Annotated in this window: 12 protein-coding genes, 25 tRNA genes, 3 rRNA genes, 1 riboswitch and 1 other annotated feature; of the genes, 36 read left to right on the top strand and 4 right to left on the bottom strand. The window is 40.8% G+C overall.

What is annotated here, in order from left to right:
- Positions 1-88 precede the first annotated feature (88 nt).
- The 32 genes from lysS (at position 89) to IGJ76_RS11920 (ending at position 13,340) form a co-directional block, all read left to right on the top strand.
- Positions 89-1,585, top strand: coding sequence for a lysine--tRNA ligase (gene lysS / locus IGJ76_RS12075; protein WP_067484745.1), 1,497 nt, complete (start codon positions 89-91; stop codon positions 1,583-1,585).
- 687 nt (positions 1,586-2,272) lie between these two features.
- Positions 2,273-3,833 (top strand): 16S ribosomal RNA (locus tag IGJ76_RS12070).
- 229 nt (positions 3,834-4,062) lie between these two features.
- Positions 4,063-6,976, top strand: a 23S ribosomal RNA gene (locus tag IGJ76_RS12065).
- Between the two features lie 92 nt (positions 6,977-7,068).
- Positions 7,069-7,184, top strand: a 5S ribosomal RNA gene (gene rrf, locus IGJ76_RS12060).
- The 16S, 23S and 5S rRNA genes sit together here with 25 tRNA genes alongside, the layout of an rRNA operon.
- 13 nt (positions 7,185-7,197) lie before the next feature.
- Positions 7,198-7,270: transfer RNA gene (locus IGJ76_RS12055), tRNA-Val, on the top strand.
- A gap of 3 nt (positions 7,271-7,273) precedes the next feature.
- Positions 7,274-7,346 (top strand) — tRNA-Lys (locus IGJ76_RS12050).
- A 7-nt stretch (positions 7,347-7,353) separates the two neighbouring features.
- Positions 7,354-7,435 (top strand) — tRNA-Leu (locus IGJ76_RS12045).
- A 22-nt stretch (positions 7,436-7,457) separates the two neighbouring features.
- A tRNA-Thr gene (locus IGJ76_RS12040) sits at positions 7,458-7,530 on the top strand.
- A gap of 10 nt (positions 7,531-7,540) precedes the next feature.
- Positions 7,541-7,612: transfer RNA gene (locus IGJ76_RS12035), tRNA-Gly, on the top strand.
- Between the two features lie 16 nt (positions 7,613-7,628).
- Positions 7,629-7,714: transfer RNA gene (locus IGJ76_RS12030), tRNA-Leu, on the top strand.
- Between the two features lie 11 nt (positions 7,715-7,725).
- Positions 7,726-7,799 (top strand) — tRNA-Arg (locus IGJ76_RS12025).
- A gap of 5 nt (positions 7,800-7,804) precedes the next feature.
- Positions 7,805-7,878, top strand: a tRNA-Pro gene (locus tag IGJ76_RS12020).
- Positions 7,879-7,891: 13 nt separating this feature from the next.
- Positions 7,892-7,964, top strand: a tRNA-Ala gene (locus IGJ76_RS12015).
- Positions 7,965-7,999: 35 nt separating this feature from the next.
- Positions 8,000-8,073, top strand: a tRNA-Met gene (locus tag IGJ76_RS12010).
- 14 nt (positions 8,074-8,087) lie between these two features.
- Positions 8,088-8,161 (top strand) — tRNA-Ile (locus IGJ76_RS12005).
- A 23-nt stretch (positions 8,162-8,184) separates the two neighbouring features.
- A tRNA-Ser gene (locus IGJ76_RS12000) sits at positions 8,185-8,274 on the top strand.
- A 13-nt stretch (positions 8,275-8,287) separates the two neighbouring features.
- Positions 8,288-8,361, top strand: a tRNA-Met gene (locus IGJ76_RS11995).
- Positions 8,362-8,381: 20 nt separating this feature from the next.
- Positions 8,382-8,454 (top strand) — tRNA-Asp (locus IGJ76_RS11990).
- Between the two features lie 3 nt (positions 8,455-8,457).
- Positions 8,458-8,530, top strand: a tRNA-Phe gene (locus tag IGJ76_RS11985).
- A 6-nt stretch (positions 8,531-8,536) separates the two neighbouring features.
- Positions 8,537-8,607 (top strand) — tRNA-Gly (locus tag IGJ76_RS11980).
- Positions 8,608-8,624: 17 nt separating this feature from the next.
- A tRNA-Ile gene (locus IGJ76_RS11975) sits at positions 8,625-8,698 on the top strand.
- A gap of 12 nt (positions 8,699-8,710) precedes the next feature.
- Positions 8,711-8,782 (top strand) — tRNA-Glu (locus IGJ76_RS11970).
- Positions 8,783-8,795: 13 nt separating this feature from the next.
- A tRNA-Ser gene (locus tag IGJ76_RS11965) sits at positions 8,796-8,885 on the top strand.
- Positions 8,886-8,898: 13 nt separating this feature from the next.
- A tRNA-Met gene (locus IGJ76_RS11960) sits at positions 8,899-8,972 on the top strand.
- 20 nt (positions 8,973-8,992) lie between these two features.
- A tRNA-Asp gene (locus IGJ76_RS11955) sits at positions 8,993-9,068 on the top strand.
- Between the two features lies 1 nt (position 9,069).
- Positions 9,070-9,140: transfer RNA gene (locus tag IGJ76_RS11950), tRNA-Gly, on the top strand.
- 17 nt (positions 9,141-9,157) lie between these two features.
- Positions 9,158-9,231 (top strand) — tRNA-Ile (locus IGJ76_RS11945).
- Positions 9,232-9,255: 24 nt separating this feature from the next.
- Positions 9,256-9,343 (top strand) — tRNA-Ser (locus IGJ76_RS11940).
- A gap of 22 nt (positions 9,344-9,365) precedes the next feature.
- Positions 9,366-9,437, top strand: a tRNA-Glu gene (locus IGJ76_RS11935).
- 218 nt (positions 9,438-9,655) lie between these two features.
- Positions 9,656-9,733: riboswitch (SMK box riboswitch) on the top strand.
- Entirely contained in the window at positions 9,731-10,924 is a 1,194-nt protein-coding gene (gene metK / locus IGJ76_RS11930; protein WP_075491740.1) for a methionine adenosyltransferase, read from the top strand. It overlaps the preceding riboswitch by 3 nt.
- A 133-nt stretch (positions 10,925-11,057) precedes the next feature.
- A complete protein-coding gene (locus IGJ76_RS11925) occupies positions 11,058-12,533 on the top strand; it encodes an MDR family MFS transporter (RefSeq protein WP_067481704.1) in 1,476 nt (491 codons plus the stop codon).
- A gap of 18 nt (positions 12,534-12,551) precedes the next feature.
- Positions 12,552-13,340 carry an alpha/beta hydrolase gene (locus IGJ76_RS11920; protein ID WP_067481702.1) on the top strand — a complete coding sequence of 263 codons (789 nt, stop codon included), beginning with the start codon at positions 12,552-12,554 and terminating at the stop codon, positions 13,338-13,340.
- Between the two features lie 50 nt (positions 13,341-13,390).
- On the opposite strand, the gene IGJ76_RS11915 is transcribed toward IGJ76_RS11920, so the two are convergent.
- On the bottom strand, positions 13,391-14,047 hold the full coding sequence (locus IGJ76_RS11915; protein WP_095803855.1) for a TetR family transcriptional regulator: 657 nt from the start codon (positions 14,045-14,047) through the stop codon (positions 13,391-13,393).
- A 114-nt stretch (positions 14,048-14,161) separates the two neighbouring features.
- Here IGJ76_RS11915 and IGJ76_RS11910 point away from each other — a divergent pair, with 114 nt between their 5' ends.
- Positions 14,162-15,874, top strand: coding sequence for an ABC transporter ATP-binding protein (locus IGJ76_RS11910; protein WP_067481698.1), 1,713 nt, complete (start codon positions 14,162-14,164; stop codon positions 15,872-15,874).
- A 3-nt stretch (positions 15,875-15,877) separates the two neighbouring features.
- Positions 15,878-17,647 (top strand): ABC transporter ATP-binding protein, encoded by a 1,770-nt coding sequence (locus IGJ76_RS11905; protein ID WP_067481697.1) that lies wholly within the window; start codon positions 15,878-15,880, stop codon positions 17,645-17,647.
- Between the two features lie 65 nt (positions 17,648-17,712).
- On the opposite strand, the gene IGJ76_RS11900 is transcribed toward IGJ76_RS11905, so the two are convergent.
- Genes IGJ76_RS11900 through IGJ76_RS11890 form a run of 3 tightly spaced genes read right to left on the bottom strand, consistent with a single transcriptional unit; the run spans position 17,713 to position 19,913 of the window.
- Positions 17,713-18,297, bottom strand: a complete 585-nt coding sequence (locus IGJ76_RS11900; protein ID WP_270346789.1) for a class I SAM-dependent methyltransferase — start codon at positions 18,295-18,297, stop codon at positions 17,713-17,715.
- Positions 18,298-19,254 (bottom strand): TIGR01212 family radical SAM protein, encoded by a 957-nt coding sequence (locus tag IGJ76_RS11895; protein WP_086270653.1) that lies wholly within the window; start codon positions 19,252-19,254, stop codon positions 18,298-18,300.
- A gap of 26 nt (positions 19,255-19,280) precedes the next feature.
- On the bottom strand, positions 19,281-19,913 hold the full coding sequence (locus tag IGJ76_RS11890; RefSeq protein ID WP_376022359.1) for a phosphatase PAP2 family protein: 633 nt from the start codon (positions 19,911-19,913) through the stop codon (positions 19,281-19,283).
- A gap of 344 nt (positions 19,914-20,257) precedes the next feature.
- Here IGJ76_RS11890 and IGJ76_RS11885 point away from each other — a divergent pair, with 344 nt between their 5' ends.
- A complete protein-coding gene (locus IGJ76_RS11885; protein WP_071869312.1) occupies positions 20,258-22,291 on the top strand; it encodes a LysM peptidoglycan-binding domain-containing protein in 2,034 nt (677 codons plus the stop codon).
- A 69-nt stretch (positions 22,292-22,360) separates the two neighbouring features.
- Positions 22,361-22,573: a binding site (T-box leader), on the top strand.
- A 106-nt stretch (positions 22,574-22,679) separates the two neighbouring features.
- Entirely contained in the window at positions 22,680-25,094 is a 2,415-nt protein-coding gene (gene leuS / locus IGJ76_RS11880; RefSeq protein WP_071869313.1) for a leucine--tRNA ligase, read from the top strand.
- The last annotated feature ends 143 nt before the right edge of the window (positions 25,095-25,237 follow it).

The following is a 25,237-nucleotide window of genomic DNA, read 5'->3' as shown; positions in this document are numbered from 1 at the left end:
AAGCCGAAAATTTAAGTTCGGCTTGCTTTTTTTGTGTTTCATTGGCATTATTAGAACTGAGAACAACTAGGAGAATGGAGGAACTTTTGTGACTGAGGAACAACAACATCAAGTAGAAGATTTAAATGATCAAATGCTTGTTCGCCGCCAAAAGATGGAAGAACTAAGAGAAACTGGAATCGATCCGTTCGGTAAGCGATTTGAACGTACACATAACTCAGAAGAGTTGCATGAATTATTTAATTCAAGAACAAAAGAAGAATTAGCTGAGATGGGTTTGACTGCTAGTGTAGCTGGACGAATGATGACTCGCCGCGGAAAAGGAAAAGCGGGCTTCGCACACCTTCAAGATCGTGAAGGTCAAATCCAAATTTATGTACGTAAAGATCAAGTAGGTGATGATGCCTATGAGATTTTCAAACATGCTGACTTAGGAGATTTCTTCGGAGTTACGGGTCAAATCATGAAAACTGATACAGGTGAAGTAACAATCAAAGCAACAGAATTTACAATTCTTTCAAAAGCTTTGCGTCCATTACCTGATAAATATCATGGGTTAACAAATATTGAACAACGTTACCGTCAACGCTATTTAGATTTGATTAGTAATCGCGAAAGCTTTGATCGTTTTATGAAACGTAGTCAAATCATTAGCGAAATTCGTCGTTATCTGGATGGAAATGGCTACATTGAAGTAGAAACACCTGTTTTACACAATGAAGCTGGTGGAGCAGCTGCTCGTCCATTTACTACACACCACAATGCTCTAGATATTGATTTATATTTACGTATTGCACTAGAGTTACACTTAAAACGTTTAATTGTTGGCGGAATGGAAAAAGTTTATGAAATTGGTCGAGTTTTCCGAAATGAGGGAATTGATACAACGCATAACCCTGAGTTCACAATGCTAGAAGCTTATACTGCTTATACGGATTATCGCGATGTAATGAATTTAACTGAGGGAATTATTCGTAACGCAGCAGAAAAAGTTTTAGGAACAGCGCGCATTACCTATGATGGTCAAGCAGTTGACCTTGAGAGTGATTTCAAACGTGTTCATATGGTCGATGCAATTAAAGAGCAAACTGGTGTTGATTTCTGGAAAGAGATGACGTTAGATGAAGCTCTTGCAATTGCTAAAGAACATAACGTGGAAGTAACAGATGCAATGGGTGTGGGACATGTAATTAATGAATTCTTTGAAGAATTTGTTGAAGAAACATTAACACAACCAACTTTTGTTTATGGACATCCAGTGGAAGTTTCACCATTAGCGAAGAAAAATCCTGAAGATCCACGTTTTACTGATCGCTTTGAATTGTTTATTATTGGTAGAGAATTTGCAAATGCCTTTACTGAGTTGAATGATCCAATTGATCAAAGAGAACGTTTTGAAGCGCAAGAAAAAGAGCGTGAGCTGGGTAATGATGAAGCACACGGTGTAGATGAAGACTTCTTGGAAGCTTTAGAATATGGCATGCCACCAACTGGCGGATTAGGAATCGGAATTGACCGTTTAGTAATGTTACTTACAGATGCACAGTCAATTCGTGACGTTTTGTTGTTCCCAACAATGCGTTAAACAATAGAGTGTATGGTATAGAAGAAAGCTATCTGGCTAAACAGATAGCTTCTTTTTTTACTAGAAAATCAAAAAGGGATTTAATAAATTCTTTCTGCTTTTTCGAAATAACATCTTAAATATTCGCCTTAAAAACGAACAAAAAATATATTTTGAATAACAATGATCGGACAAGTGAAAAAAAGTAGAAAAAAGAAAAAAATTCATTGACCTGCCTTGTTTTAGTTGGTATATTATTATTTGTTCGCAAGGCGGACAACTGCTGAAAGTTGAAAATTCTTTCAGAAAACAAATTTCAAAAAGTTGTTGACGTGTGAGTAATCACATGATAAGATAACTAAGTCGTTTAAAAAGGACAGCTTATGAAGCTTGATTTCATCAAGAAAAACTTCAAAAAAGTTCTTGACAAATAACAAACGATGCGATATGATAAATGAGTTGCCGAAAGATTTCTCAAACGAAATCAAAAAAACTTTTTTAAAAAAAGAGTTGACACTCAAACGTCACTCTGATATGATATAAAAGTTGCTACGGCAATTCAAGTAGACCTTTGAAAACTGAACAAAGTAAGACAAACCAAATGTGTAGGGCGTCTTGATTCAATTCAAGACAACAAACATTTTTAAACAGCAAGCAATATGCTAGCAAACAAATTGAGCTTAACAATCGCAAGATTGTTCTAACTTTTATTATGAGAGTTTGATCCTGGCTCAGGACGAACGCTGGCGGCGTGCCTAATACATGCAAGTCGTACGCTTTTTCTTTCACCGGAGCTTGCTCCACCGAAAGAAAAGGAGTGGCGAACGGGTGAGTAACACGTGGGTAACCTGCCCATCAGAAGGGGATAACACTTGGAAACAGGTGCTAATACCGTATAACAATCGAAACCGCATGGTTTTGATTTGAAAGGCGCTTTCGGGTGTCGCTGATGGATGGACCCGCGGTGCATTAGCTAGTTGGTGAGGTAACGGCTCACCAAGGCCACGATGCATAGCCGACCTGAGAGGGTGATCGGCCACATTGGGACTGAGACACGGCCCAAACTCCTACGGGAGGCAGCAGTAGGGAATCTTCGGCAATGGACGAAAGTCTGACCGAGCAACGCCGCGTGAGTGAAGAAGGTTTTCGGATCGTAAAACTCTGTTGTTAGAGAAGAATAAGGATGAGAGTAACTGTTCATCCCTTGACGGTATCTAACCAGAAAGCCACGGCTAACTACGTGCCAGCAGCCGCGGTAATACGTAGGTGGCAAGCGTTGTCCGGATTTATTGGGCGTAAAGCGAGCGCAGGCGGTTTCTTAAGTCTGATGTGAAAGCCCCCGGCTCAACCGGGGAGGGTCATTGGAAACTGGGAGACTTGAGTGCAGAAGAGGAGAGTGGAATTCCATGTGTAGCGGTGAAATGCGTAGATATATGGAGGAACACCAGTGGCGAAGGCGACTCTCTGGTCTGTAACTGACGCTGAGGCTCGAAAGCGTGGGGAGCAAACAGGATTAGATACCCTGGTAGTCCACGCCGTAAACGATGAGTGCTAAGTGTTGGAGGGTTTCCGCCCTTCAGTGCTGCAGCTAACGCATTAAGCACTCCGCCTGGGGAGTACGACCGCAAGGTTGAAACTCAAAGGAATTGACGGGGGCCCGCACAAGCGGTGGAGCATGTGGTTTAATTCGAAGCAACGCGAAGAACCTTACCAGGTCTTGACATCCTTTGACCACTCTAGAGATAGAGCTTCCCCTTCGGGGGCAAAGTGACAGGTGGTGCATGGTTGTCGTCAGCTCGTGTCGTGAGATGTTGGGTTAAGTCCCGCAACGAGCGCAACCCTTATTGTTAGTTGCCATCATTTAGTTGGGCACTCTAGCAAGACTGCCGGTGACAAACCGGAGGAAGGTGGGGATGACGTCAAATCATCATGCCCCTTATGACCTGGGCTACACACGTGCTACAATGGGAAGTACAACGAGTCGCGAAGTCGCGAGGCTAAGCTAATCTCTTAAAGCTTCTCTCAGTTCGGATTGTAGGCTGCAACTCGCCTACATGAAGCCGGAATCGCTAGTAATCGCGGATCAGCACGCCGCGGTGAATACGTTCCCGGGCCTTGTACACACCGCCCGTCACACCACGAAAGTTTGTAACACCCGAAGTCGGTGAGGTAACCTTTTTGGAGCCAGCCGCCTAAGGTGGGATAGATGATTGGGGTGAAGTCGTAACAAGGTAGCCGTATCGGAAGGTGCGGCTGGATCACCTCCTTTCTAAGGAATATTACGGAGACTACACACGTTTGTCATCATTACTTTGTTCAGTTTTGAGAGGTTTACTCTCAAAACACTTTGTTCATTGAAAACTGGATATTTGAAGTAAGATCAAAACAAACCGAGAACACCGCGTTGAATGAGTTTTTTAATAAGTTCAATTGCTTATTTTTCTTGACTAGTTTCTATCGCTAGAAATGATGTCAAAACCCAACCGTAAGGTTGATAAGGTTAAGTGAATAAGGGCGCACGGTGGATGCCTTGGCACTAGGAGCCGATGAAGGACGGGACTAACACCGATATGCTTTGGGGAGCTGTACGTAAGCTATGATCCAGAGATTTCCGAATGGGGGAACCCAGCATCTTTTATAGGATGTTACAAATATGTGAATGCATAGCATATTTGAGGTAGACGCAGAGAACTGAAACATCTAAGTACCTGCAGGAAGAGAAAGAAAATTCGATTCCCTGAGTAGCGGCGAGCGAAACGGGAAAAGCCCAAACCAACAAGCTTGCTTGTTGGGGTTGTAGGACTCCGATATGGTAGTTTTTTCAGATAATCGAATGACTTGGAAAAGTCAGTCAAAGAGGGTAAAAACCCCGTAGATGAAATTTGGAAGACACCTAGGAGGATCCTGAGTACGGCGGAACACGAGGAATTCCGTCGGAATCCGGGAGGACCATCTCCCAAGGCTAAATACTCCCTAGTGACCGATAGTGAACCAGTACCGTGAGGGAAAGGTGAAAAGCACCCCGGAAGGGGAGTGAAATAGAACCTGAAACCGTGTGCCTACAACAAGTCAAAGCCCGTTAATGGGTGATGGCGTGCCTTTTGTAGAATGAACCGGCGAGTTACGATTGCATGCGAGGTTAAGTCGAAGAGACGGAGCCGTAGCGAAAGCGAGTCTGAATAGGGCGTTTGAGTATGTAGTCGTAGACCCGAAACCATGTGATCTACCCATGTCCAGGTTGAAGGTGCGGTAAAACGCACTGGAGGACCGAACCCACGTACGTTGAAAAGTGCGGGGATGAGGTGTGGGTAGCGGAGAAATTCCAAACGAACTTGGAGATAGCTGGTTCTCTCCGAAATAGCTTTAGGGCTAGCCTCGGAATTGAGAATGATGGAGGTAGAGCACTGTTTGGACTAGGGGCCCATCTCGGGTTACCGAATTCAGATAAACTCCGAATGCCATTCATTCATATCCGGGAGTCAGACTGTGAGTGATAAGATCCATAGTCGAAAGGGAAACAGCCCAGACCACCAGCTAAGGTCCCAAAATATATGTTAAGTGGAAAAGGATGTGGGGTTGCACAGACAACTAGGATGTTGGCTCAGAAGCAGCCACCATTTAAAGAGTGCGTAATAGCTCACTAGTCGAGTGACCCTGCGCCGAAAATGTACCGGGGCTAAACATATTACCGAAGCTGTGGATAACGCCTATGGTGTTATGGTAGGAGAGCGTTCTAAGGGCGTTGAAGGTAGATCGTGAGGACTGCTGGAGCGCTTAGAAGTGAGAATGCCGGTATGAGTAGCGAAAGACAGGTGAGAATCCTGTCCACCGAATGACTAAGGTTTCCTGGGGAAGGCTCGTCCGCCCAGGGTTAGTCGGGACCTAAGCCGAGGCCGAAAGGCGTAGGCGATGGATAACAGGTTGATATTCCTGTACCCGTTGTTTTTGTTTGAGCAATGGAGGGACGCAGGAGGCTAAGGAATGCAGACGATTGGAAATGTCTGTCCAAGCAGTAAGTCTTAGGTTGAGTCAAATGCTTAATCTTTTAAGGACAAGCTGTGATGGGGAGGGAAATAATAGTACCGAAGTTCCTGATGTCACACTGCCAAGAAAAGCTTCTAGTGAGAAAACAACGGCCCGTACCGCAAACCGACACAGGTAGTCGAGGAGAGAATCCTAAGGTGAGCGAGAGAACTCTCGTTAAGGAACTCGGCAAAATGACCCCGTAACTTCGGGAGAAGGGGTGCTGATCGTCAGATCAGCCGCAGTGAATAGGCCCAAGCGACTGTTTATCAAAAACACAGGTCTCTGCAAAATCGTAAGATGAAGTATAGGGGCTGACGCCTGCCCGGTGCTGGAAGGTTAAGAGGAGTGCTTAGCGTAAGCGAAGGTACGAATTGAAGCCCCAGTAAACGGCGGCCGTAACTATAACGGTCCTAAGGTAGCGAAATTCCTTGTCGGGTAAGTTCCGACCCGCACGAAAGGCGTAACGATTTGGGCACTGTCTCAACGAGAGACTCGGTGAAATTTTAGTACCTGTGAAGATGCAGGTTACCCGCGACAGGACGGAAAGACCCCATGGAGCTTTACTGTAGTTTGATATTGAGTGTCTGTACCGCATGTACAGGATAGGTAGGAGCCGTAGAAATCGGAACGCTAGTTTCGATGGAGGCGCTGGTGGGATACTACCCCTGCGTTATGGCCACTCTAACCCGCACCACTAATCGTGGTGGGAGACAGTGTCAGATGGGCAGTTTGACTGGGGCGGTCGCCTCCTAAAAGGTAACGGAGGCGCCCAAAGGTTCCCTCAGAATGGTTGGAAATCATTCGAAGAGTGTAAAGGCAGAAGGGAGCTTGACTGCGAGACCAACAAGTCGAGCAGGGACGAAAGTCGGGCTTAGTGATCCGGTGGTTCCGCATGGAAGGGCCATCGCTCAACGGATAAAAGCTACCCTGGGGATAACAGGCTTATCTCCCCCAAGAGTCCACATCGACGGGGAGGTTTGGCACCTCGATGTCGGCTCGTCGCATCCTGGGGCTGTAGTCGGTCCCAAGGGTTGGGCTGTTCGCCCATTAAAGCGGCACGCGAGCTGGGTTCAGAACGTCGTGAGACAGTTCGGTCCCTATCCGTCGCGGGCGTTGGAAATTTGAGAGGAGCTGTCCTTAGTACGAGAGGACCGGGATGGACTTACCGCTGGTGTACCAGTTGTTCTGCCAAGGGCATTGCTGGGTAGCTATGTAGGGAAGGGATAAACGCTGAAAGCATCTAAGTGTGAAGCCCACCTCAAGATGAGATTTCCCATTTCTTTAAGAAAGTAAGATCCCTGAGAGATGATCAGGTAGATAGGTCAGAAGTGGAAGTACAGTGATGTATGGAGCGGACTGATACTAATCGATCGAGGACTTAACCAAGAATGGTAAAAGAAAAAAACTCGGTAGAGTTGAGATTACTTCAAATCCAGTTTTGAGTGAGCAAAAGCAAACTCAATAAGATAACACCACAGTGTGGTGGCGATAGCGAGAAGGATACACCTGTAACCATGCCGAACACAGAAGTTAAGCTTCTTAGCGCCGATTGTAGTGAGGGGTTGCCCCTTGTGAGAGTAGGACGTCGCCACGCTTAAGTTATCAATGGAGGTTTAGCTCAGCTGGGAGAGCATCTGCCTTACAAGCAGAGGGTCAGCGGTTCGAACCCGTTAACCTCCATATGAGCCGTTAGCTCAGTTGGTAGAGCATCTGACTTTTAATCAGAGGGTCACAGGTTCGAGCCCTGTACGGCTCATATTTTTGCGGGTGTGGCGGAATTGGCAGACGCACTAGATTTAGGATCTAGCGCCTTACGGCGTGGGGGTTCAAGTCCCTTCACCCGCATTATATGAATATAACTATTCAAGCCGGCTTAGCTCAGTTGGTAGAGCATCTGATTTGTAATCAGAGGGTCGAGGGTTCAAATCCTTTAGCCGGCATCAAGTTTATGCGGAAATAGCTCAGTGGTAGAGCACCACCTTGCCAAGGTGGGGGTCGCGGGTTCGAACCCCGTTTTCCGCTTTGCCATTATCAAAACGCCGGGGTGGCGGAACTGGCAGACGCACAGGACTTAAAATCCTGCGGTGAGTGATCACCGTACCGGTTCGATTCCGGTCCTCGGCATTAACACATATGCGCCCATAGCTCAACTGGATAGAGTGTTTGACTACGGATCAAAAGGTTAGGGGTTCGACTCCTCTTGGGCGCGTTTAACGGGAAGTAGCTCAGCTTGGTAGAGCACTTGGTTTGGGACCAAGGGGTCGCAGGTTCGAATCCTGTCTTCCCGATAGTTATAAAAAAGGGGCCTTAGCTCAGCTGGGAGAGCGCCTGCTTTGCACGCAGGAGGTCAGCGGTTCGATCCCGCTAGGCTCCATTTCATTTTAAATTTTAATATGAAAGTTTCTTTTTCGCGGTGTAGCTCAGCTGGCTAGAGCGTCCGGTTCATACCCGGGAGGTCGGGGGTTCGATCCCCTCCGCCGCGATTTTTATAGAGCCTGGACCTTTAGCTCAGTTGGTTAGAGCAGACGGCTCATAACCGTCCGGTCGTAGGTTCGAGTCCTACAAGGTCCATAGCGACGTTGTAAGCATTATATGGAGGATTACCCAAGTCCGGCTGAAGGGAACGGTCTTGAAAACCGTCAGGCGGGTAAAACCGTGCAAGGGTTCGAATCCCTTATCCTCCTTTTTTAATATTATCGCGGGATGGAGCAGTCTGGTAGCTCGTCGGGCTCATAACCCGAAGGTCGTAGGTTCAAATCCTGCTCCCGCAATTAAAAATTTAAAAACTATTGGTTCCGTGGTGTAGGGGTTAACATGCCTGCCTGTCACGCAGGAGATCGCGGGTTCGATTCCCGTCGGAACCGTTTGGCTCGGTAGCTCAGTTGGTAGAGCAATGGATTGAAGCTCCATGTGTCGGCAGTTCGATTCTGTCCCGCGCCATTGTTTGCGGGTGTAGTTTAGTGGTAAAACCACAGCCTTCCAAGCTGTTGTCGCGAGTTCGATTCTCGTCACCCGCTTTGTTTTAAATTTTTATGGGCCTATAGCTCAGCTGGTTAGAGCGCACGCCTGATAAGCGTGAGGTCGATGGTTCGAGTCCATTTAGGCCCATTAGTTTTCACTGGCCCGTTGGTCAAGCGGTTAAGACACCGCCCTTTCACGGCGGTAACACGGGTTCGAATCCCGTACGGGTCATTAATCAACATATGGAGGATTACCCAAGTCCGGCTGAAGGGAACGGTCTTGAAAACCGTCAGGCGGGTAAAACCGTGCAAGGGTTCGAATCCCTTATCCTCCTTTTTTAATATTATCGCGGGATGGAGCAGTCTGGTAGCTCGTCGGGCTCATAACCCGAAGGTCGTAGGTTCAAATCCTGCTCCCGCAATTAAAAATTTAAAAACTATTGGTTCCGTGGTGTAGGGGTTAACATGCCTGCCTGTCACGCAGGAGATCGCGGGTTCGATTCCCGTCGGAACCGCCATGCGGGTGTAGTTTAGTGGTAAAACCACAGCCTTCCAAGCTGTTGTCGCGAGTTCGATTCTCGTCACCCGCTTTGTTTTAAATTTTTATGGGCCTATAGCTCAGCTGGTTAGAGCGCACGCCTGATAAGCGTGAGGTCGATGGTTCGAGTCCATTTAGGCCCATTAGTTCAAAATCTTATTGGTTTTGGGGAAGTACTCAAGTGGCTGAAGAGGCGCCCCTGCTAAGGGTGTAGGTCGGGAAACCGGCGCGAGGGTTCAAATCCCTCCTTCTCCGTTTCAATATTTTTTATTTTATTGGCCCGTTGGTCAAGCGGTTAAGACACCGCCCTTTCACGGCGGTAACACGGGTTCGAATCCCGTACGGGTCATCTAAAAGATACTTTATATAAGTATCTTTTTTTTTCTTTTTTCGAAAGAATGATTTCAAAGAACTTAGCATAGTTATCTTATAAGATAACTGCGCTAAGTTCTTTATCTATATAGACAGAAAAACAGTTCATTGTTAAGTTGTTCCATAATAAATTCTCATTTTTAATGAAAAATGTTTGAAAAAGCGAGCGAAAAGTTGCTTTATCTGCTATACTGATTTCGTTGCAAGTTCCCGAGAGGATCCGTACGAACGGAGATGCCTTGTAACCGAATTTAACTAGGGGGAATCACCATGACAGAAAGACATTTATTTACCTCAGAATCTGTTTCTGAAGGGCATCCAGATAAAGTTGCTGATCAAATCAGTGATGCAATTTTAGATGCAATTTTAGCACAAGATCCAATGGCACGTGTTGCTTGCGAAACATCCGTAACAACCGGGTTAGTTTTAGTATTTGGAGAAATTTCGACTACTGCTTATGTAGATATTCAAAAAGTTGTACGAGAAACAATTAAAGAAATTGGTTATACTCGTGCAAAATTTGGGTTTGATGGAGATACGGTAGCCGTTTTAGCAGCAATTGATGAACAATCACCAGATATTGCTCAAGGTGTAAATGAAGCGTTAGAAATTCGCGAAGAAGACCAAAAAGATTTACTAGATGAGATTGGTGCAGGTGACCAAGGACTTATGTTTGGATTTGCGGTTGATGAGACACCAGAATTGATGCCTTTACCAATTGCTTTAAGCCATCGCTTAGTTCGACGCCTTGCAGAATTACGTAAATCTAACGAATTAACTTATTTACGTCCAGATGCGAAATCACAAGTTACTGTAGAGTACGGAGAAGATGGTCAGCCTGAACGTGTTGACACAATCGTTATTTCGACACAACATGATGATGCAGTGGATAATGAAACAATTCATAAAGATGTAATTGAAAAAGTTATTAAGGAAGTTATTCCGGCAGAGCTATTAGATGATAAGACTAAATATTATATCAATCCTACTGGTCGCTTTGTTATCGGAGGTCCTCAAGGGGATGCTGGCTTAACAGGAAGAAAGATCATCGTTGATACTTATGGTGGTTATGCTCGCCACGGTGGCGGTGCGTTTTCTGGGAAAGATGCAACAAAAGTTGACCGTTCTGCAAGTTATGCTGCACGTTATATTGCAAAAAATATTGTTGCTGCAGGTCTTGCAAGAAAAGTTGAAGTTCAATTAGCTTATGCGATTGGTGTTGCACAACCTGTATCGATTTCAATCAATACTTTCGGCACTGGAACGCTACCGGAAGAAGATTTGATTGCTGCAGTAAGAGAAAACTTTGACCTTCGCCCAGCTGGTATTATCGAAATGCTTGACCTACGTCGTCCAATTTATAGACAAACAGCTGCTTATGGGCACTTTGGACGTACGGATGTTGATTTACCTTGGGAACGTACAGATAAAGTAGAAGCATTGAAAGCAACTTTAAGTAAGTAATAAAAAATGCTGGAACGATTATCTTTAAGATAGTCGTTCTGCTTTTTTTTATGGTTTTATTCGTTGAATTATCTGAAATCATTCTTGTTTAAATAGATTTTATTTTTGACAATTGAATATGGGGAGGAAAAAAATGAAAAAAGAAACAAATGTAACGTTGGTAACAATAGGCGTATTTATTGCTACATTTATGACGGCTATTGAAGGCACAATTGTAACAACAGCAATGCCAACAATCGTTGGTTCACTACATGGAATGGAAATAATGAATTGGGTATTTTCAATTTATTTATTAACAAATGCCATGCTGACACCAATTTATGGGAAACTAGCTGATAAAATTGGTCGAAAGCCAATTTTTATTTTTGGTACATTACTTTTTATTATTGGTTCTCTGTTCTGCGGGTTATCTCAAACAATGATTGGATTGATCGCAGCACGTGCATTGCAAGGGATGGGCGCGGGAGCAATGATGCCTGTGGCTTTGACAATTATTGGTGACTTATATTCAATAGAAAAGCGTGCAAAAGTATTAGGATTGAACAGCTCTGCATGGGGAATCGCTAGTGTGTTTGGTCCTCTGGCTGGCGGTTTTATTGTTGATACGATTAGTTGGCACTGGATTTTCTTTATTAATGTGCCAATTGGTATTGGATTGATGATACTAATTTGGGTTTATTTAAATGAACCAGCGATTGAACGTGAAGCAAAACCAATGGATGTTTTGGGAAGTTTGAGTCTGATGGCAACATTAGTGACCTTGTTACTTGGTTTTCAATTACTAGGTGATCAAGGATTTACAACGTTTGTTATTAGTTTGTTGATTGTTAGTGTTTTACTATTTTTCTTTTTTATCTGGGCAGAAAAGCGTGCAAAAGATCCTGTTATCATGTTGGAATTGTTTAAGAATCCATTGTTTGTGATTGTCAATTTAGCTGCTGCTTTAGCAAGTGGATTTTTGATGGGGATCGATGTATATATTCCAATGTGGATGCAAGGTGTTCTTGGTTTGAACGCTGCGATAGGTGGATTGGTTTTAGCGCCACTTTCCCTTGTTTGGATGGTAGGATCGTTTTTGGCGAGTCGATGGATGTCGCAAATGTCAACTCATTGGGTGTTAAGAATTGGATTGTTGATTACGACTGTTGGTGGCACGTGGTTATACTTGATGCCTTTTGAAAGTAACTTTTTATGGTTCTTTGCAATTTCAACGATTATTGGTGTCGGATTGGGAATTACGATGACGACTTCAACTGTTAGCGCTCAAAATAGTGTTCCACATGAACAATTAGGTGTGGCAACTTCATTTAATACGTTGGTGCGAACAATTGGTCAAACAGTTATGGTGGCAGTTTTTGGTTTATTGATGAACGCAGTTACTCAGAGAGAATTAGCAGCGAAACAACTAACTGATGATGCCGATATCATGAATAAATTAGTGAATCCTCAGACTGCTAAGCAAATTGATGCCACATTATTAGTTCCATTAAGAGAAATTTTATATGATGGATTACACAGCGTTTATTTTGCTGGTTTGCTTCTAGTCGTTCTTGCCTTAGCTTTAACATTCTTTGTACGCATTAAAAGTGGTAGAATAATAGAAAGTTAAAGAAGGTAGGCGAAAAAATTGGCATTTATCCAAGCGAATATCTATTCCAATATATTAGAAATGGAAGTTAACCTAAATGTTATTCTTCCACAGCAAACGAAGAAAATAATTGGCACAAGTACGCAGCAAAAAAACACAGATATCCCGGTGCTGTATTTATTACATGGGATGGGTGGTAACCATAGTGTCTGGGAGCGTCGATCATCTATTGAACGTTATGCTGCAGATTATGGTTTGGCTGTGATTATGCCGTCAACGGATTTAGGCTGGTACACAGATACGACATACGACATGAATTATTGGACGTTCATTTCAGAAGAGCTGCCAGCTATTTGTCATGAATTATTTCCACAGTTGACAACAAAAAGAGAGAAAACATATGCTGCTGGGTTATCGATGGGAGGCTACGGCGCATTAAAATTGGGATTAGCTAAACCTGAAAATTTTGCAGCAGTGATTTCATTATCCGGAGCAGTTTCTGTGGGGAACCGAATGGATGATTTACTAAAGATTCGAAAGCAGTCTTTCTGGGAAGGAATCTTTGGACCACTAGATCAAATTGAAGGGTCGGTAAATGATCCAAAATTTTTATTGGATAAGTTAGTGACTAGTGGTAAACAAGTACCACGAATCTTTTTGGCTTGCGGGGAATCTGATTTTTTGTTTACTGCTAATCAGGAGATGGCTGAGGTAATCAAAGAAAATGGGTTAGCTGTTACGTTTGAACATGGACCAGGTGAGCATAACTGGATTTTTTGGGATGAATGGATCCAACGCGCGTTTGTTTGGTTATTTGAAGGACAATAAAAAAGAGCAAGTCAGTAATGTGGTGCCCACTACATTACTGGCTTGCTTTTTTATTGTAAAGTTTTGCTATATTCAAGACCAGCTAGGTAAATGGCCACATTATTAAGGAACTCTTGTTTATTATCGGAAGTACGATGGGCATGAATATCTTCAATCAAACCAGTTAACTGATGTTCTTGAACATAAGTACGCATATATATAACAGATTCTTTTAATAGCTCATTACCATTCATTACTTCATGCCGTAGTTTTTGTTCCTGTTGGTAATCCATTAATTGACCAATTAATAAATTATGCAAAGCCGAGATTGCTTGATGACTTTGTTGTAATGAAAAGTTTTGCTTGATGAGTAATTGAATCATCGTTTCTAAATGTTCCAGTCGACTAGGAAATGCTGGAACAGTATGAATTTCGATTTCAGCAGCACAAGGAAACTGAGAATAAAGATCATAATAGTTTTCCATAAACTGTAAAAGTTGTTGTTTCCATGGCAACGTTTCGTTGGGAACGACTAACGTCTCTTCAATTGTTTCTGCCATTTTTTGCAAGAGCTGTTGTTTATTTTTGAAATACCAATAAAGTGCAGGTGCCTGGACGTCTAGTTTTTTTGCTAGATTACGCATAGACAGAGCGGAGAATTCCTTTTTTTCTGCTAAAATTGCAAAGGCATTTTGAATAATTACTTTTTGGGAAAGCTTGGGTTCCATTTAATCGACCTCTTGTATTGCATTATTTTTTTAAACATGGTAAATTGTTATGCGGTCTTATTTTACAGTGTTAAAGAGAGGCTGTCAATTTAACTAAAGGGGTGTATATAACACATGAATCTAATTTTAAGACATGCGAAGAAGTATAAAATGGCTGTCTTTATTTCATTGGTTTCCGTAGGGATTATGGTTGCGGCTACGTTGTGGCAACCAAAACTATTACAACAAGTACTTGAAGCTATTATTACAGAAGATAACGATGAAATGAAAACAATTGGTATCTATCTGATTGGCTTGGCTGTCCTAGGACTGCTTGCAGGCGTGACAAATACGATTTTTTCCGCTAGAGTAGCGCAGGGCGTAAGTGCGGATATTCGAGAAGAAGCATTTCGAAAAATTCAAACATTTTCATTTGGAAATATTGAGCAGTTTTCTGCAGGAAACTTGGTTGTTCGTTTGACGAATGACATCACGCAAATTCAAAATTTAGTAATGATTTCTTTACAATCACTTTTTAGAATTCCATTTTTATTTATTGGTGCATTTATTTTAGCGATGATGACAATGCCTCAATTATGGTGGATCATTGTTGCATTGATTGTTGCAGTAGTTATCATTACTGGACTTTCTTTTACAAGAATGGGTAAGCACTTTATGATCATTCAAGAGTTGATTGACAAAGTGAATAGTATTGCAAAAGAAAATCTCATGGGAATTCGCGTGGTCAAATCGTTTGTCCAAGAAAAGAACCAGCTAAAAACATTTACCAAAGTGAGCGATGAGTTAACTGAGCACAATATCATTGTAGGAACTTTGTTTTCAGTGATGATTCCTTCCTTCATGTTGGCAGCCAATCTAGCAGTAGTGGGTGCGATTTTCTTTGTGAGTGATTTGGCGAAAGATGATCCTACCCTAATTGGTGGAATAGCTTCATTTATGAACTATTTGATGCAAATCATGATGGCAATCATTATTGGCGGCATGATGATGATGATGACTTCAAGGGCTGCTGTTTCACTTAAACGAATCAAAGAAATCTTGGATACAGAACCAGATTTAACTTATCTTGATGTACCTGAACAAGAATTAACAGGCTCTGTAACGTTTGACCATGTGTCTTTCCGTTACCCTGGTGATGACGAAGATACATTAAAAGATATTAGCTTTGTGATTGAACCCGGAGAAATGATTGGGATTGTAGGTGCAACGGGTGCGGGTAAGTCAACTTTGGCACAATTGATTCCTCGACTATTCGATCCAACAGAAGGAACAGTTGAAGTTGGCGGTGTTGATTTGAAAAAGGTGAATGAAAAAAGTCTGCGTAAAACAGTTTCCTTTGTTTTACAAAAAGCAATTCTCTTTTCTGGAACAATTGCACAAAATTTGCGTCAAGGAAAAGAAGACGCAACAGAAAAAGACATGGAGCGTGCATCTAAAATTGCTCAGGCACAAGAATTTATCAGTAAATTAGCAGAGAGCTATGAAGCTCCTGTTGAAGAAAGAAGTAGTAATTTTTCTGGTGGGCAAAAGCAACGCTTATCTATTGCTCGTGGCGTAATTGGTGATCCTAAAATTTTGATTTTGGATGACAGTACTAGTGCCTTGGATGCTCGTTCAGAAAAATTAGTTCGTGAAGCATTGAATCACGAATTAAAAGAGACGACGACAATCGTTATTGCACAAAAAATCGCGTCTGTGGTCAAAGCAAATCGAATTCTAGTATTAGATGAAGGTCGCTTAGTGGGTGAAGGTACACATGAAGAATTAGTTGCAAGTAATCAAGTGTATCAAGAAATTTTTGAAACACAAAAAGGAATGGAGGAGTAATCAATGACTGATTTAATTAAAGCAAGTAAATTTTTCTATCATTATTTGAAACGTTATAAATTCTCCTTTTTCTTTATCTTTGTGACAGTGATTATTGCTACTTACTTACAAGTGAAGGCTCCTCAATTTGTTGGGGAAGCTTTTCAGGAGTTAGCAAATTATGTCACAGGATTAATGCAAGGCGTTGATGATAAGAGCAAATTCATTGATATTATTTGGAAATTGTTGATTTTTTATGTTTTAGCTAGTGCTGCAAACTTTATTTATAGTATTTTATTTACGCAAGTAGTTGGAAAATCAACGAATAGAATGCGTATTGGTTTGTTTAATAAACTTGAAAAATTGACGATTCGCTTCTTTGATTCTCATCAAGATGGTGAAATCTTAAGCCGTTTTACGAGTGATTTGGATAATATCCAAAATAGTTTGAACCAAGCATTGCTTCAAGTTATTACGAATGCAGTGTTGATGATTGGTATTTTAATTATGATGTTTCGTCAAAATGTGGAGTTGGCATGGGCAACGATTGCTTCTACTCCTGTTGCCATCTTGATTGCTGTATTTATCATTCAAAAAGCGCGAAAATATGTTGACTTACAGCAAGATGAAGTTGGTAAATTGAATGGTTATATGGATGAAAAAATCAGTGGGCAACGTGTAATCATCACTAATGGGCTACAAGAAGAAACAATTGATGGTTTTCTGGAACATAACCAAACAGTACGTAAAGCAACTTATAAAGGTCAAGTGTATTCAGGTTTACTGTTTCCAATGATGCAAGGAATGTCGTTGGTTAACACGGCAATCGTCATTTTCTTTGGTGGTTGGTTAGCTTTAAATGGTGATTTAGAACGTTCAGTTGCATTAGGATTAGTAGTAACTTTTGTTCAATATTCACAACAATATTATCAACCATTGATGCAAATTTCTTCTGGCTACAGCATGATCCAATTAGCCATTACAGGTGCTAGAAGATTAAATGAAATGTTTGATGAACCAGAAGAAGTCAAACCAGTTGATGGGAAAGCATTTGATGGTGTTGAACAAGAATTAGCATTAAAGCATGTTGATTTTGGTTACAAACCAGATAATTTAGTTTTGAAGGATGTTTCGATTAAGGTAAACAAAGGCGAAATGGTCGCTTTAGTTGGTCCAACTGGTTCTGGTAAGACAACGATTATGAACTTATTGAATCGTTTTTACGATGTCAATGATGGCTCTGTTATGATTGATGGTACAGATATTCGTGAATTTGATTTAGATATGTTACGTAAACATGTGGGGATCGTGTTACAGGAATCTGTATTGTTTTCTGGAACGATTCGCGACAATATTACGTTTGGTAAACCAGAGGCAACGGATGAAGAGGTCATCAATGCAGCGAAACAAGCCAATATCCATGACTTTATCATGTCGTTAGAAAAAGGATATGAAACGGAAGTCTCAGAAGAAAATAATTTATTTAGTACAGGACAGAAACAATTGATTAGTATCGCACGAACAATTATTACGGAACCAAGTTTGTTGATTTTGGATGAAGCAACAAGTAATGTTGATACTGTTACAGAAGCAAGAATCCAAAAAGCAATGGATGAAGCAATCAAAGGGCGTACAAGCTTTGTTATCGCGCATCGTCTCAAAACCATTTTGAATGCCGATCGCATTGTTGTTTTACGTGATGGAGTAGTAATTGAAGAGGGCAATCATCATGAATTGCTAGCAGAAGACGGATTCTATGCTGAACTTTACCACAATCAATTTGTGTTTGAGTAAGAAGGAATGAAAGCATAACTATTTTTGACAGCTAGAGGCCATACAAAAAGAGAGTACAGCTATTTTTAGCTGAACTCTCTTTTTTTCTTCTTTTTCTCAATGCAATAAAGGATGGGGGGCTGATTTTTTTGATTGATAAATTGATAAGTTAAAACGTTGTATTGCTCCTGTGACAATTGTTGGCAAAATTCTTGAACCATATCAAGTTCATTTTCTCCACCCACATGTCCGTAGTAAACAACTAAAATCAATCGACCTTTTGGAACTAGACGCGCTAAGATCTCTTCCATTGCTTGCTTAGTTGTTTGTGGCAAAGTGATAATTTCTTTGTCACTTTGTGGAAGATAGCCCAAATTAAAAATACCTGCTTTGATTGGCTGATTAATTGAAATTACTTGGCCAAGGGTTTCATGACCTTGTAAAAATAAAGTAGTGCGCTCTGTTAAGTTGGCTGCTTTCAATTTTTCCTGAGTGGAATCAAGAGCTTGTTGTTGGATATCAAAACTATAAACATGTCCTGTTTTACCAATCAACTCAGCCATGAAAACGGTGTCGTAACCATTTCCCATTGTCGCATCAACCACTTGATCACTGGGTTGCAAAATTTCTTTTAATAAGGTGTGGCTAAAATGAAGCGCTGTTTGTAGCATTTATATGAGCTCCTTTGTTCGAACGTTGAATTTTCCTTGGTAGCTATCACGACGAATTAATTCTTCATCAATTGCATTCAAGACTTCCCATTTTTTCAAGCTCCACATTGGTCCAATTAGTGAATCCCAGGGTGCATCACCAGTTAAACGATGAATAATGATTTCTTGAGGAATCATCTCTAGCTGATCACAGATTACATGAACATAGTCTTGTTGACTCATTAGCTGAAGGCGACCCTCATGATAATCACGCAGCATGCGGGTTTTACGCATTAAGTGCATGAGGTGCAGCTTAATTCCTTGAATGTCAGAATCTAAGATTGTTCGGCGAACGTTTTCACGCATCATGTCTAAAGATTCTCCAGGTAAGCCATTGATGAGGTGCGTACATACACGAATGTTGTGTTTGCGTAGTTTACTTACGCCGTCTAGATAAGTTTGATAATCGTGTGCACGATTGATTGAAGTCGAAGTTTCCTCAAAAGTCGTTTGTAGGCCGAGTTCCACCCAAAGATAGAGACGAGTATTTAATTCGGCTAGATAATCAACCACTTCATCTGGCAAACAATCTGGTCGTGTACCAATCGAAAGTCCAACAACGCCAGGAAGATTGATAACTTGTTCAAAACGTTCTCGAATCACTTCAACAGGTGCATGTGTATTAGTGAAATTTTGAAAATAAACGATATATTGTTGTACATGTGGCCATTTTTGATGCATCATATCAATCTCTTTATGAAATTGAATAGGCAGCGGATCTTCAGGCGCAACAATCATGTCTCCCGACCCAGAAACACTACAAAAAGTACAACCACCATGAGCTACCGTACCGTCACGGTTAGGACAATCGAAGCCACCGTCGATAGGCACTTTGAAAATTTTGCCACCAAATTCATTGCGCAAAGCATAATTCCATGAATGATAACGTTTATTTCCTTCTGCATAAGGAAATTCCATTTAAATTCCTTCTTTCTTTTCCCTTGTTAGGTAATTGATTCCTTCTTTTTCAAATAACTTGGATAAGTGTAACATAACCAAGTTAATCCTAATAAGTAACCACCTAAAACATCGCTTGGAAAGTGTACGCCTAAATAAATTCGGCTAATACCAACACTTAAAATAATCAATCCTAAGATAAATTGCAACAAAAATCGCACTGTTTTATTGTTTATTAAATGAGGTAATAAGAAAATCAAGGTGCCATACAAAATCATGCTCCCTGTCGAATGCCCACTAGGGAAGCTATAGCTTGATTCACTAACTAAGTGTGGTAAGGTTGGGCGATCACGCATAAAAAATAATTTAATCAATGGATTAGTAATTCCAGCAATTAAAATAAAATTAGTTGTTAACCAAATCAGTTCGATATGTTTCTTTTTGATCCACAAGAAAAAAATCAAGCAAACAAAAATAGAAATGACGGTTAACGGGTTTCCTAATTTTGTAACCATCATTTGATACGTATTCCAATGTGGCAGTGGTGCTCGAATAATTGAAGTGAAGAATTGATCGAAGCCATGAAGCTGTGATAAATGAAATTTTACAAAATAACTAAGAGTTAAGAAAAGTACAAGAAAAATACTCGCTGTAACTCGAAACGTCGTGTTTTGTTTCATAAAATGCCTCCTTAATCTAATGAAATCATTATAGCATTTTTTTAGTCGCTAGATTTTTTGCTCGGAGAAACGAAATGAAAAACTGATGAAATTTTGATGATAGGCTCTGGCGTAATGCTGACGAAAAGATTTAGTAATATTTCTGAAATAAAAACTAATGATTTTAAAAAGTCATTAGTTTCTGCAACGTAGAGCTATCAAGACTTTTATGAACTCAAATGATTGGGTATTACATAAAATTACATACAGATTACAAAGGATAACAAAGAGTTTAAAGAACTTTTAATGTAGTTTAAGAAAAGTTATACTTATAGTAACTGAAAAATGGATGCGGAGGATAGAAAATGGAGAAGGCAACGATCGGAAGAAAAGAGCGGAGACGCCAAGAAGAAAAGAAACGTTTTAGAAATGCAAAACGTGGAGTAGCAGCAGTTGGTACTGCAATGGTTGGTTGTTCTGTTGTGGCACCGTTGATTCAACCAGTTCCTGTAGCCGCAAATGAGCTACCTGCTCAAGTTGGTGCAAGAATCAATACTTCAGCATTTATTGCGGAAATCTCAACTTATGCGCAACCTATTGCCCAAGCAAATGATTTATACGCTTCGGTTATGATTGCCCAAGCAGTTGTTGAGAGCGGCTGGGGAAGTAGTGCGTTGTCACAATCACCTTATCACAATTTATTTGGAATCAAAGGCAGTTACCAAGGTCAAACTGTTTATATGAATACATTAGAATATTTAAATAATAAATGGGTAACGAAAAAAGAACCTTTCCGTCATTACCCAACTTTTGCAGAATCATTTAGTGATAATGCTTATGTATTGCGCAATACTTCTTTTGGCAATGGCTACTATTATGCTGGTACTTGGAAAAGTAATACCAAGTCTTACACAGAAGCTACTGCAGCATTAACTGGTCGCTATGCGACAGATCCAACGTATTCAACAAAATTAAATAATATTATCGTAACTTATGGATTAACCAAATACGATACACCTGCAACTGGTAATGCGGGTGGTGGTGCTACAACTGGTTCAGGCAGTGGAGTGAATACAGGAACAGGCTCAAATAATTCTGTGACGACACCAACTGATAATGGTTCTACAACTACCACATCAACGTATACTGTCAAATCAGGTGATTCTGTCTGGGGTATTGCGAATGCGCATGGAATTACCATGGCGCAATTGATTGATTGGAACAATATCAAAAATAATTTTGTTTACCCAGGCCAACGTTTAACAATCAAAGGGGAACAATCAACAGGTTCATCAACAAATAATTCTGGAAGTAATACGAACTCTTCTGGTAACAGTAATACAACGAATACACAACCAAGTAATGGTTCGAAATATACCGTTAAATCAGGTGATTCTGTTTGGGGTATCTCAAATGCACATGGGATTACAATGAATCAATTGATCCAATGGAACAATATCAAAAATAATTTTGTTTATCCTGGTCAACAATTAGTTGTTTCTAATGGTACAACTGGCACAACGACAAATCCAGGTTCATCAAATTCAAATGTGAATACAAATCAATCAGGTAATGCAAGTGCATCGACTGGTTCTTATACGGTTAAAGCGGGTGATTCTGTCTGGGGCGTGGCAAATGCCCACGGAATCACGATGGCACAACTTATCCAATGGAATAAAATCTCGAATAACTTCATTTATCCAGGGCAAAAACTGATTGTGAAGAATGGGACATCAAGTAGTGCGACAACCAACAATAATGCTACTACGAATAATAGTAATTCGACCAGCTCTTCAGCAGAAACAACAACTTCTTCCACTTACACGGTGAAGGCAGGCGAATCTGTTTGGGGCGTAGCAAACAAAAACAACATTACCATGGCACAATTGATTGAATGGAATAATATTCAAAATAATTTCATTTATCCAGGGCAAAAATTGATTATCAAGGGTGGTTCTACTGCATCGACTAATTCAGCAAGTGGGAATGCAACAGCTACGACTGGAAATAACGCAGCGAATACAACTACTTCTTCAAATAATGCGAAACCAACGACAAGCACAAGTACCAGTGGAGATACACTGTACACGGTGAAGGCAGGCGAATCTGTCTGGGGTGTAGCAAATAAAAATAACATTACTATGGAACAATTCATTGAGTGGAACAACATAAAAAACAATTTCATTTATCCAGGCCAAAAAGTCATTGTGAAAAAAGGATCAGCACAAACAACAGCACCTACTACTAACTCTGGGACTAAAAAGTACACAGTAAAAGCCGGTGAGTCTGTTTGGAGTGTTGCCAACGATCACAATTTATCAATGGCGCAATTCATTGAGTGGAATAATATTAAAGACAATTTCATTTATCCAGGTCAAAGTGTGATAGTTGCAAAATAAATCTAAAAATTTTGTCAAATACTATTTGAACTTACTGAAGATATTTGTTACTATGAATCTACTTAAATAAGCAACACTTGAAAAGGAATTAGTAAAAAGTTGGAAGTTTTAGAGAGCACATGGTTGGTGAAAATGTGTACGGACGCTTTTGAACTCGCCTTTGAGTTGCCTTTGCTGAAAATAAAAGTAAGCAATGGCGGTGACGACCGTTACAACGTTTGAGGCCTATTTCCAATGGAAAAGGTAAAAATTAGGTGGTACCACGTAGATTACGTCCTATAAAAAGAGCAATCTTTTTATAGGACTTTTTTGTTTTTTATCGGTAGAACGAAAAAAACAATGAGGAAAGTAACTTACTTTCAACGAAAAAAATGCAGGGGGACAGAAAATGAGTTATAACCATAAAGAAATTGAAAAAAAATGGCAAAAATATTGGGCGAAAAATCACACATTTAATACCCAAGATGATCCACAAAAACCAAAATTTTACGCACTAGATATGTTTCCGTATCCATCTGGTCAAGGATTACATGTGGGACATCCAGAAGGATATACTGCAACAGATATTCTTTCACGTGTGAAACGTAGTCAAGGTTTCAATGTGTTGCATCCAATGGGGTGGGATGCATTTGGACTTCCAGCAGAGCAGTACGCATTAGATACTGGGAATGATCCTGCAGAATTCACGAAGAAAAATATTGAAACGTTCCGCCGTCAAATCAATTCTTTAGGCTTTAGTTATGATTGGAACCGTGAAGTGAATACCACAGATCCAGAGTATTACAAATGGACACAATGGATCTTTACGAAATTATATGAAAAGGGGTTAGCGTATGAAGCAGAAGTTGCTGTGAACTGGGTTCCAGAACTAGGAACAGTGATTTCAAATGAAGAAGTTATTGATGGAAAGAGCGAACGTGGCGGCTTTGACGTCGTGCGTAAACCGATGCGCCAATGGATGTTGAAAATTACTGCATATGCGGATCGCTTATTAGACGATTTAGAAACCGTAGATTGGCCAGAAAGCATTAAAGAAATGCAAAGAAACTGGATTGGTCGCTCAGTTGGGGCAAATGTGGAATTCAAAGTGGCTGGGACAGATAAATCTTATACAGTCTTCACAACTCGTCCCGATACATTATTTGGAACAACTTATTCTGTTTTAGCACCAGAATTAGATTTGGTTCGTGAAATCACGACACCAGAACAAAAAGCAGCTGTTGAAGCGTATATTGAAGAAACTGCGAAAAAATCTGATTTGAAGCGGACAGATCTTGCCAAAGAAAAAACAGGAGTCTTTACTGGTGCGTATGCAATTAATCCAGCCAATGGCAAAGAAATTCCAATTTGGATTGCTGATTATGTACTTGCTTCTTATGGAACAGGTGCGATCATGGCAGTTCCTGCGCATGATGAGCGTGACTATGAATTTGCCAGAGTGTTTGATTTGCCAATCCAACCAGTTATTGAAGGTGGCGATCTTTCAAAAGCAGCACATACAGAAGATGGCCCACATATCAATTCTGAGTTTTTAGATGGCTTGAACACAGAAGAAGCCATTGCTAAAATGAATAGCTGGCTTGAGGAAAATGGTTTTGGTAAAAAAGAAGTTAGCTACCGTTTACGCGACTGGTTGTTCTCACGTCAACGTTATTGGGGAGAACCAATTCCAATTATTCATTGGGAAGACGGCACAGTAACTGCACTATCAGAAGAAGAATTACCATTACGTTTGCCAATTACAGATAACATTAAACCAAGTGGTACTGGTGAGTCACCATTAGCAAATATCACTGATTGGGTCAATGTTGTTGATCCAGAAACAGGTAAAAAAGGTCGTCGCGAAACAAATACGATGCCACAATGGGCTGGGAGTTCTTGGTATTACCTACGCTACATTGATCCACACAATAAAAAAGAATTAGCAAACTATGAAAAACTAGAACGCTGGATGCCAGTGGATATCTATGTTGGTGGTGCTGAACATGCAGTGCTACATTTATTATATGTTCGCTTCTGGCATAAATTCCTGTATGATATTGGTGTTGTTCCAACAAAAGAACCATTCCAAAAATTGTATAACCAAGGAATGATCTTAGGCGAGAACAATGAGAAAATGTCAAAATCACGTGGAAATGTTGTAAATCCAGATGACGTAGTTGAAGCTTATGGTGCGGATACATTACGCATGTATGAAATGTTCATGGGACCTTTAGATGCTTCGATTGCATGGAGCGAAAACGGACTAGAAGGTAGCCGTAAATTCTTGGATCGTGTATGGCGCCTGATTGTGGACGAAAACAATAAAATGCGTGATCGTATCACAACCATCAATGATGGCAAACTAGCAAAAGTTTACAATCAAACAGTGAAAAAGGTAACAGAAGACTATGCAAGCATGCACTTCAACACAGCTATTTCTCAATTAATGGTCTTTGTTAACGAAGCGTATAAAGCAGATGCCTTGCCTTACGAGTATGTTGAAGGATTTGTTCAATTGTTAGCGCCTGTTGCGCCACATTTGGGCGAAGAACTTTGGGCAATTTTAGGAAACGAAGATGGAATTTCTTATGTACCTTGGCCAACATATGATGAAGCTGCATTGGTTGAAGATGAGATTGAAGTTGTTTTCCAAGTCAACGGAAAAGTTCGTTCTAAAGCAAATGTTGCACGTGACTTAGGCAAAGATGAGCTTGAAAAAGTAGCTTTAGCAGATGAAGCAATTCAAGAACAAATTGCTGGAAAAACGGTTCGTAAAGTGATTGCTGTTCCAAATAAATTGGTTAATATTGTTGCAAACTAAAAACAAGCAGCAAACGGATTAAAACGAGAGAGGAAACTCAAGCATCATTGAGTTTCCTCTCTTTGTTTTTCATTTGGAATGAGGGAGGAAAGCAAAGTAGGTTATAATCGTTTCAACCTATTTTTTTGGCTACTCAATCAAGA

Origin of the sequence: Enterococcus sp. DIV0175, from assembly GCF_050529075.1 — a bacterium.
In the GTDB taxonomy this organism is placed as follows: domain Bacteria; phylum Bacillota; class Bacilli; order Lactobacillales; family Enterococcaceae; genus Enterococcus_B; species Enterococcus_B thailandicus.
This window is presented reverse-complemented; position numbering and strand designations above follow the sequence as displayed.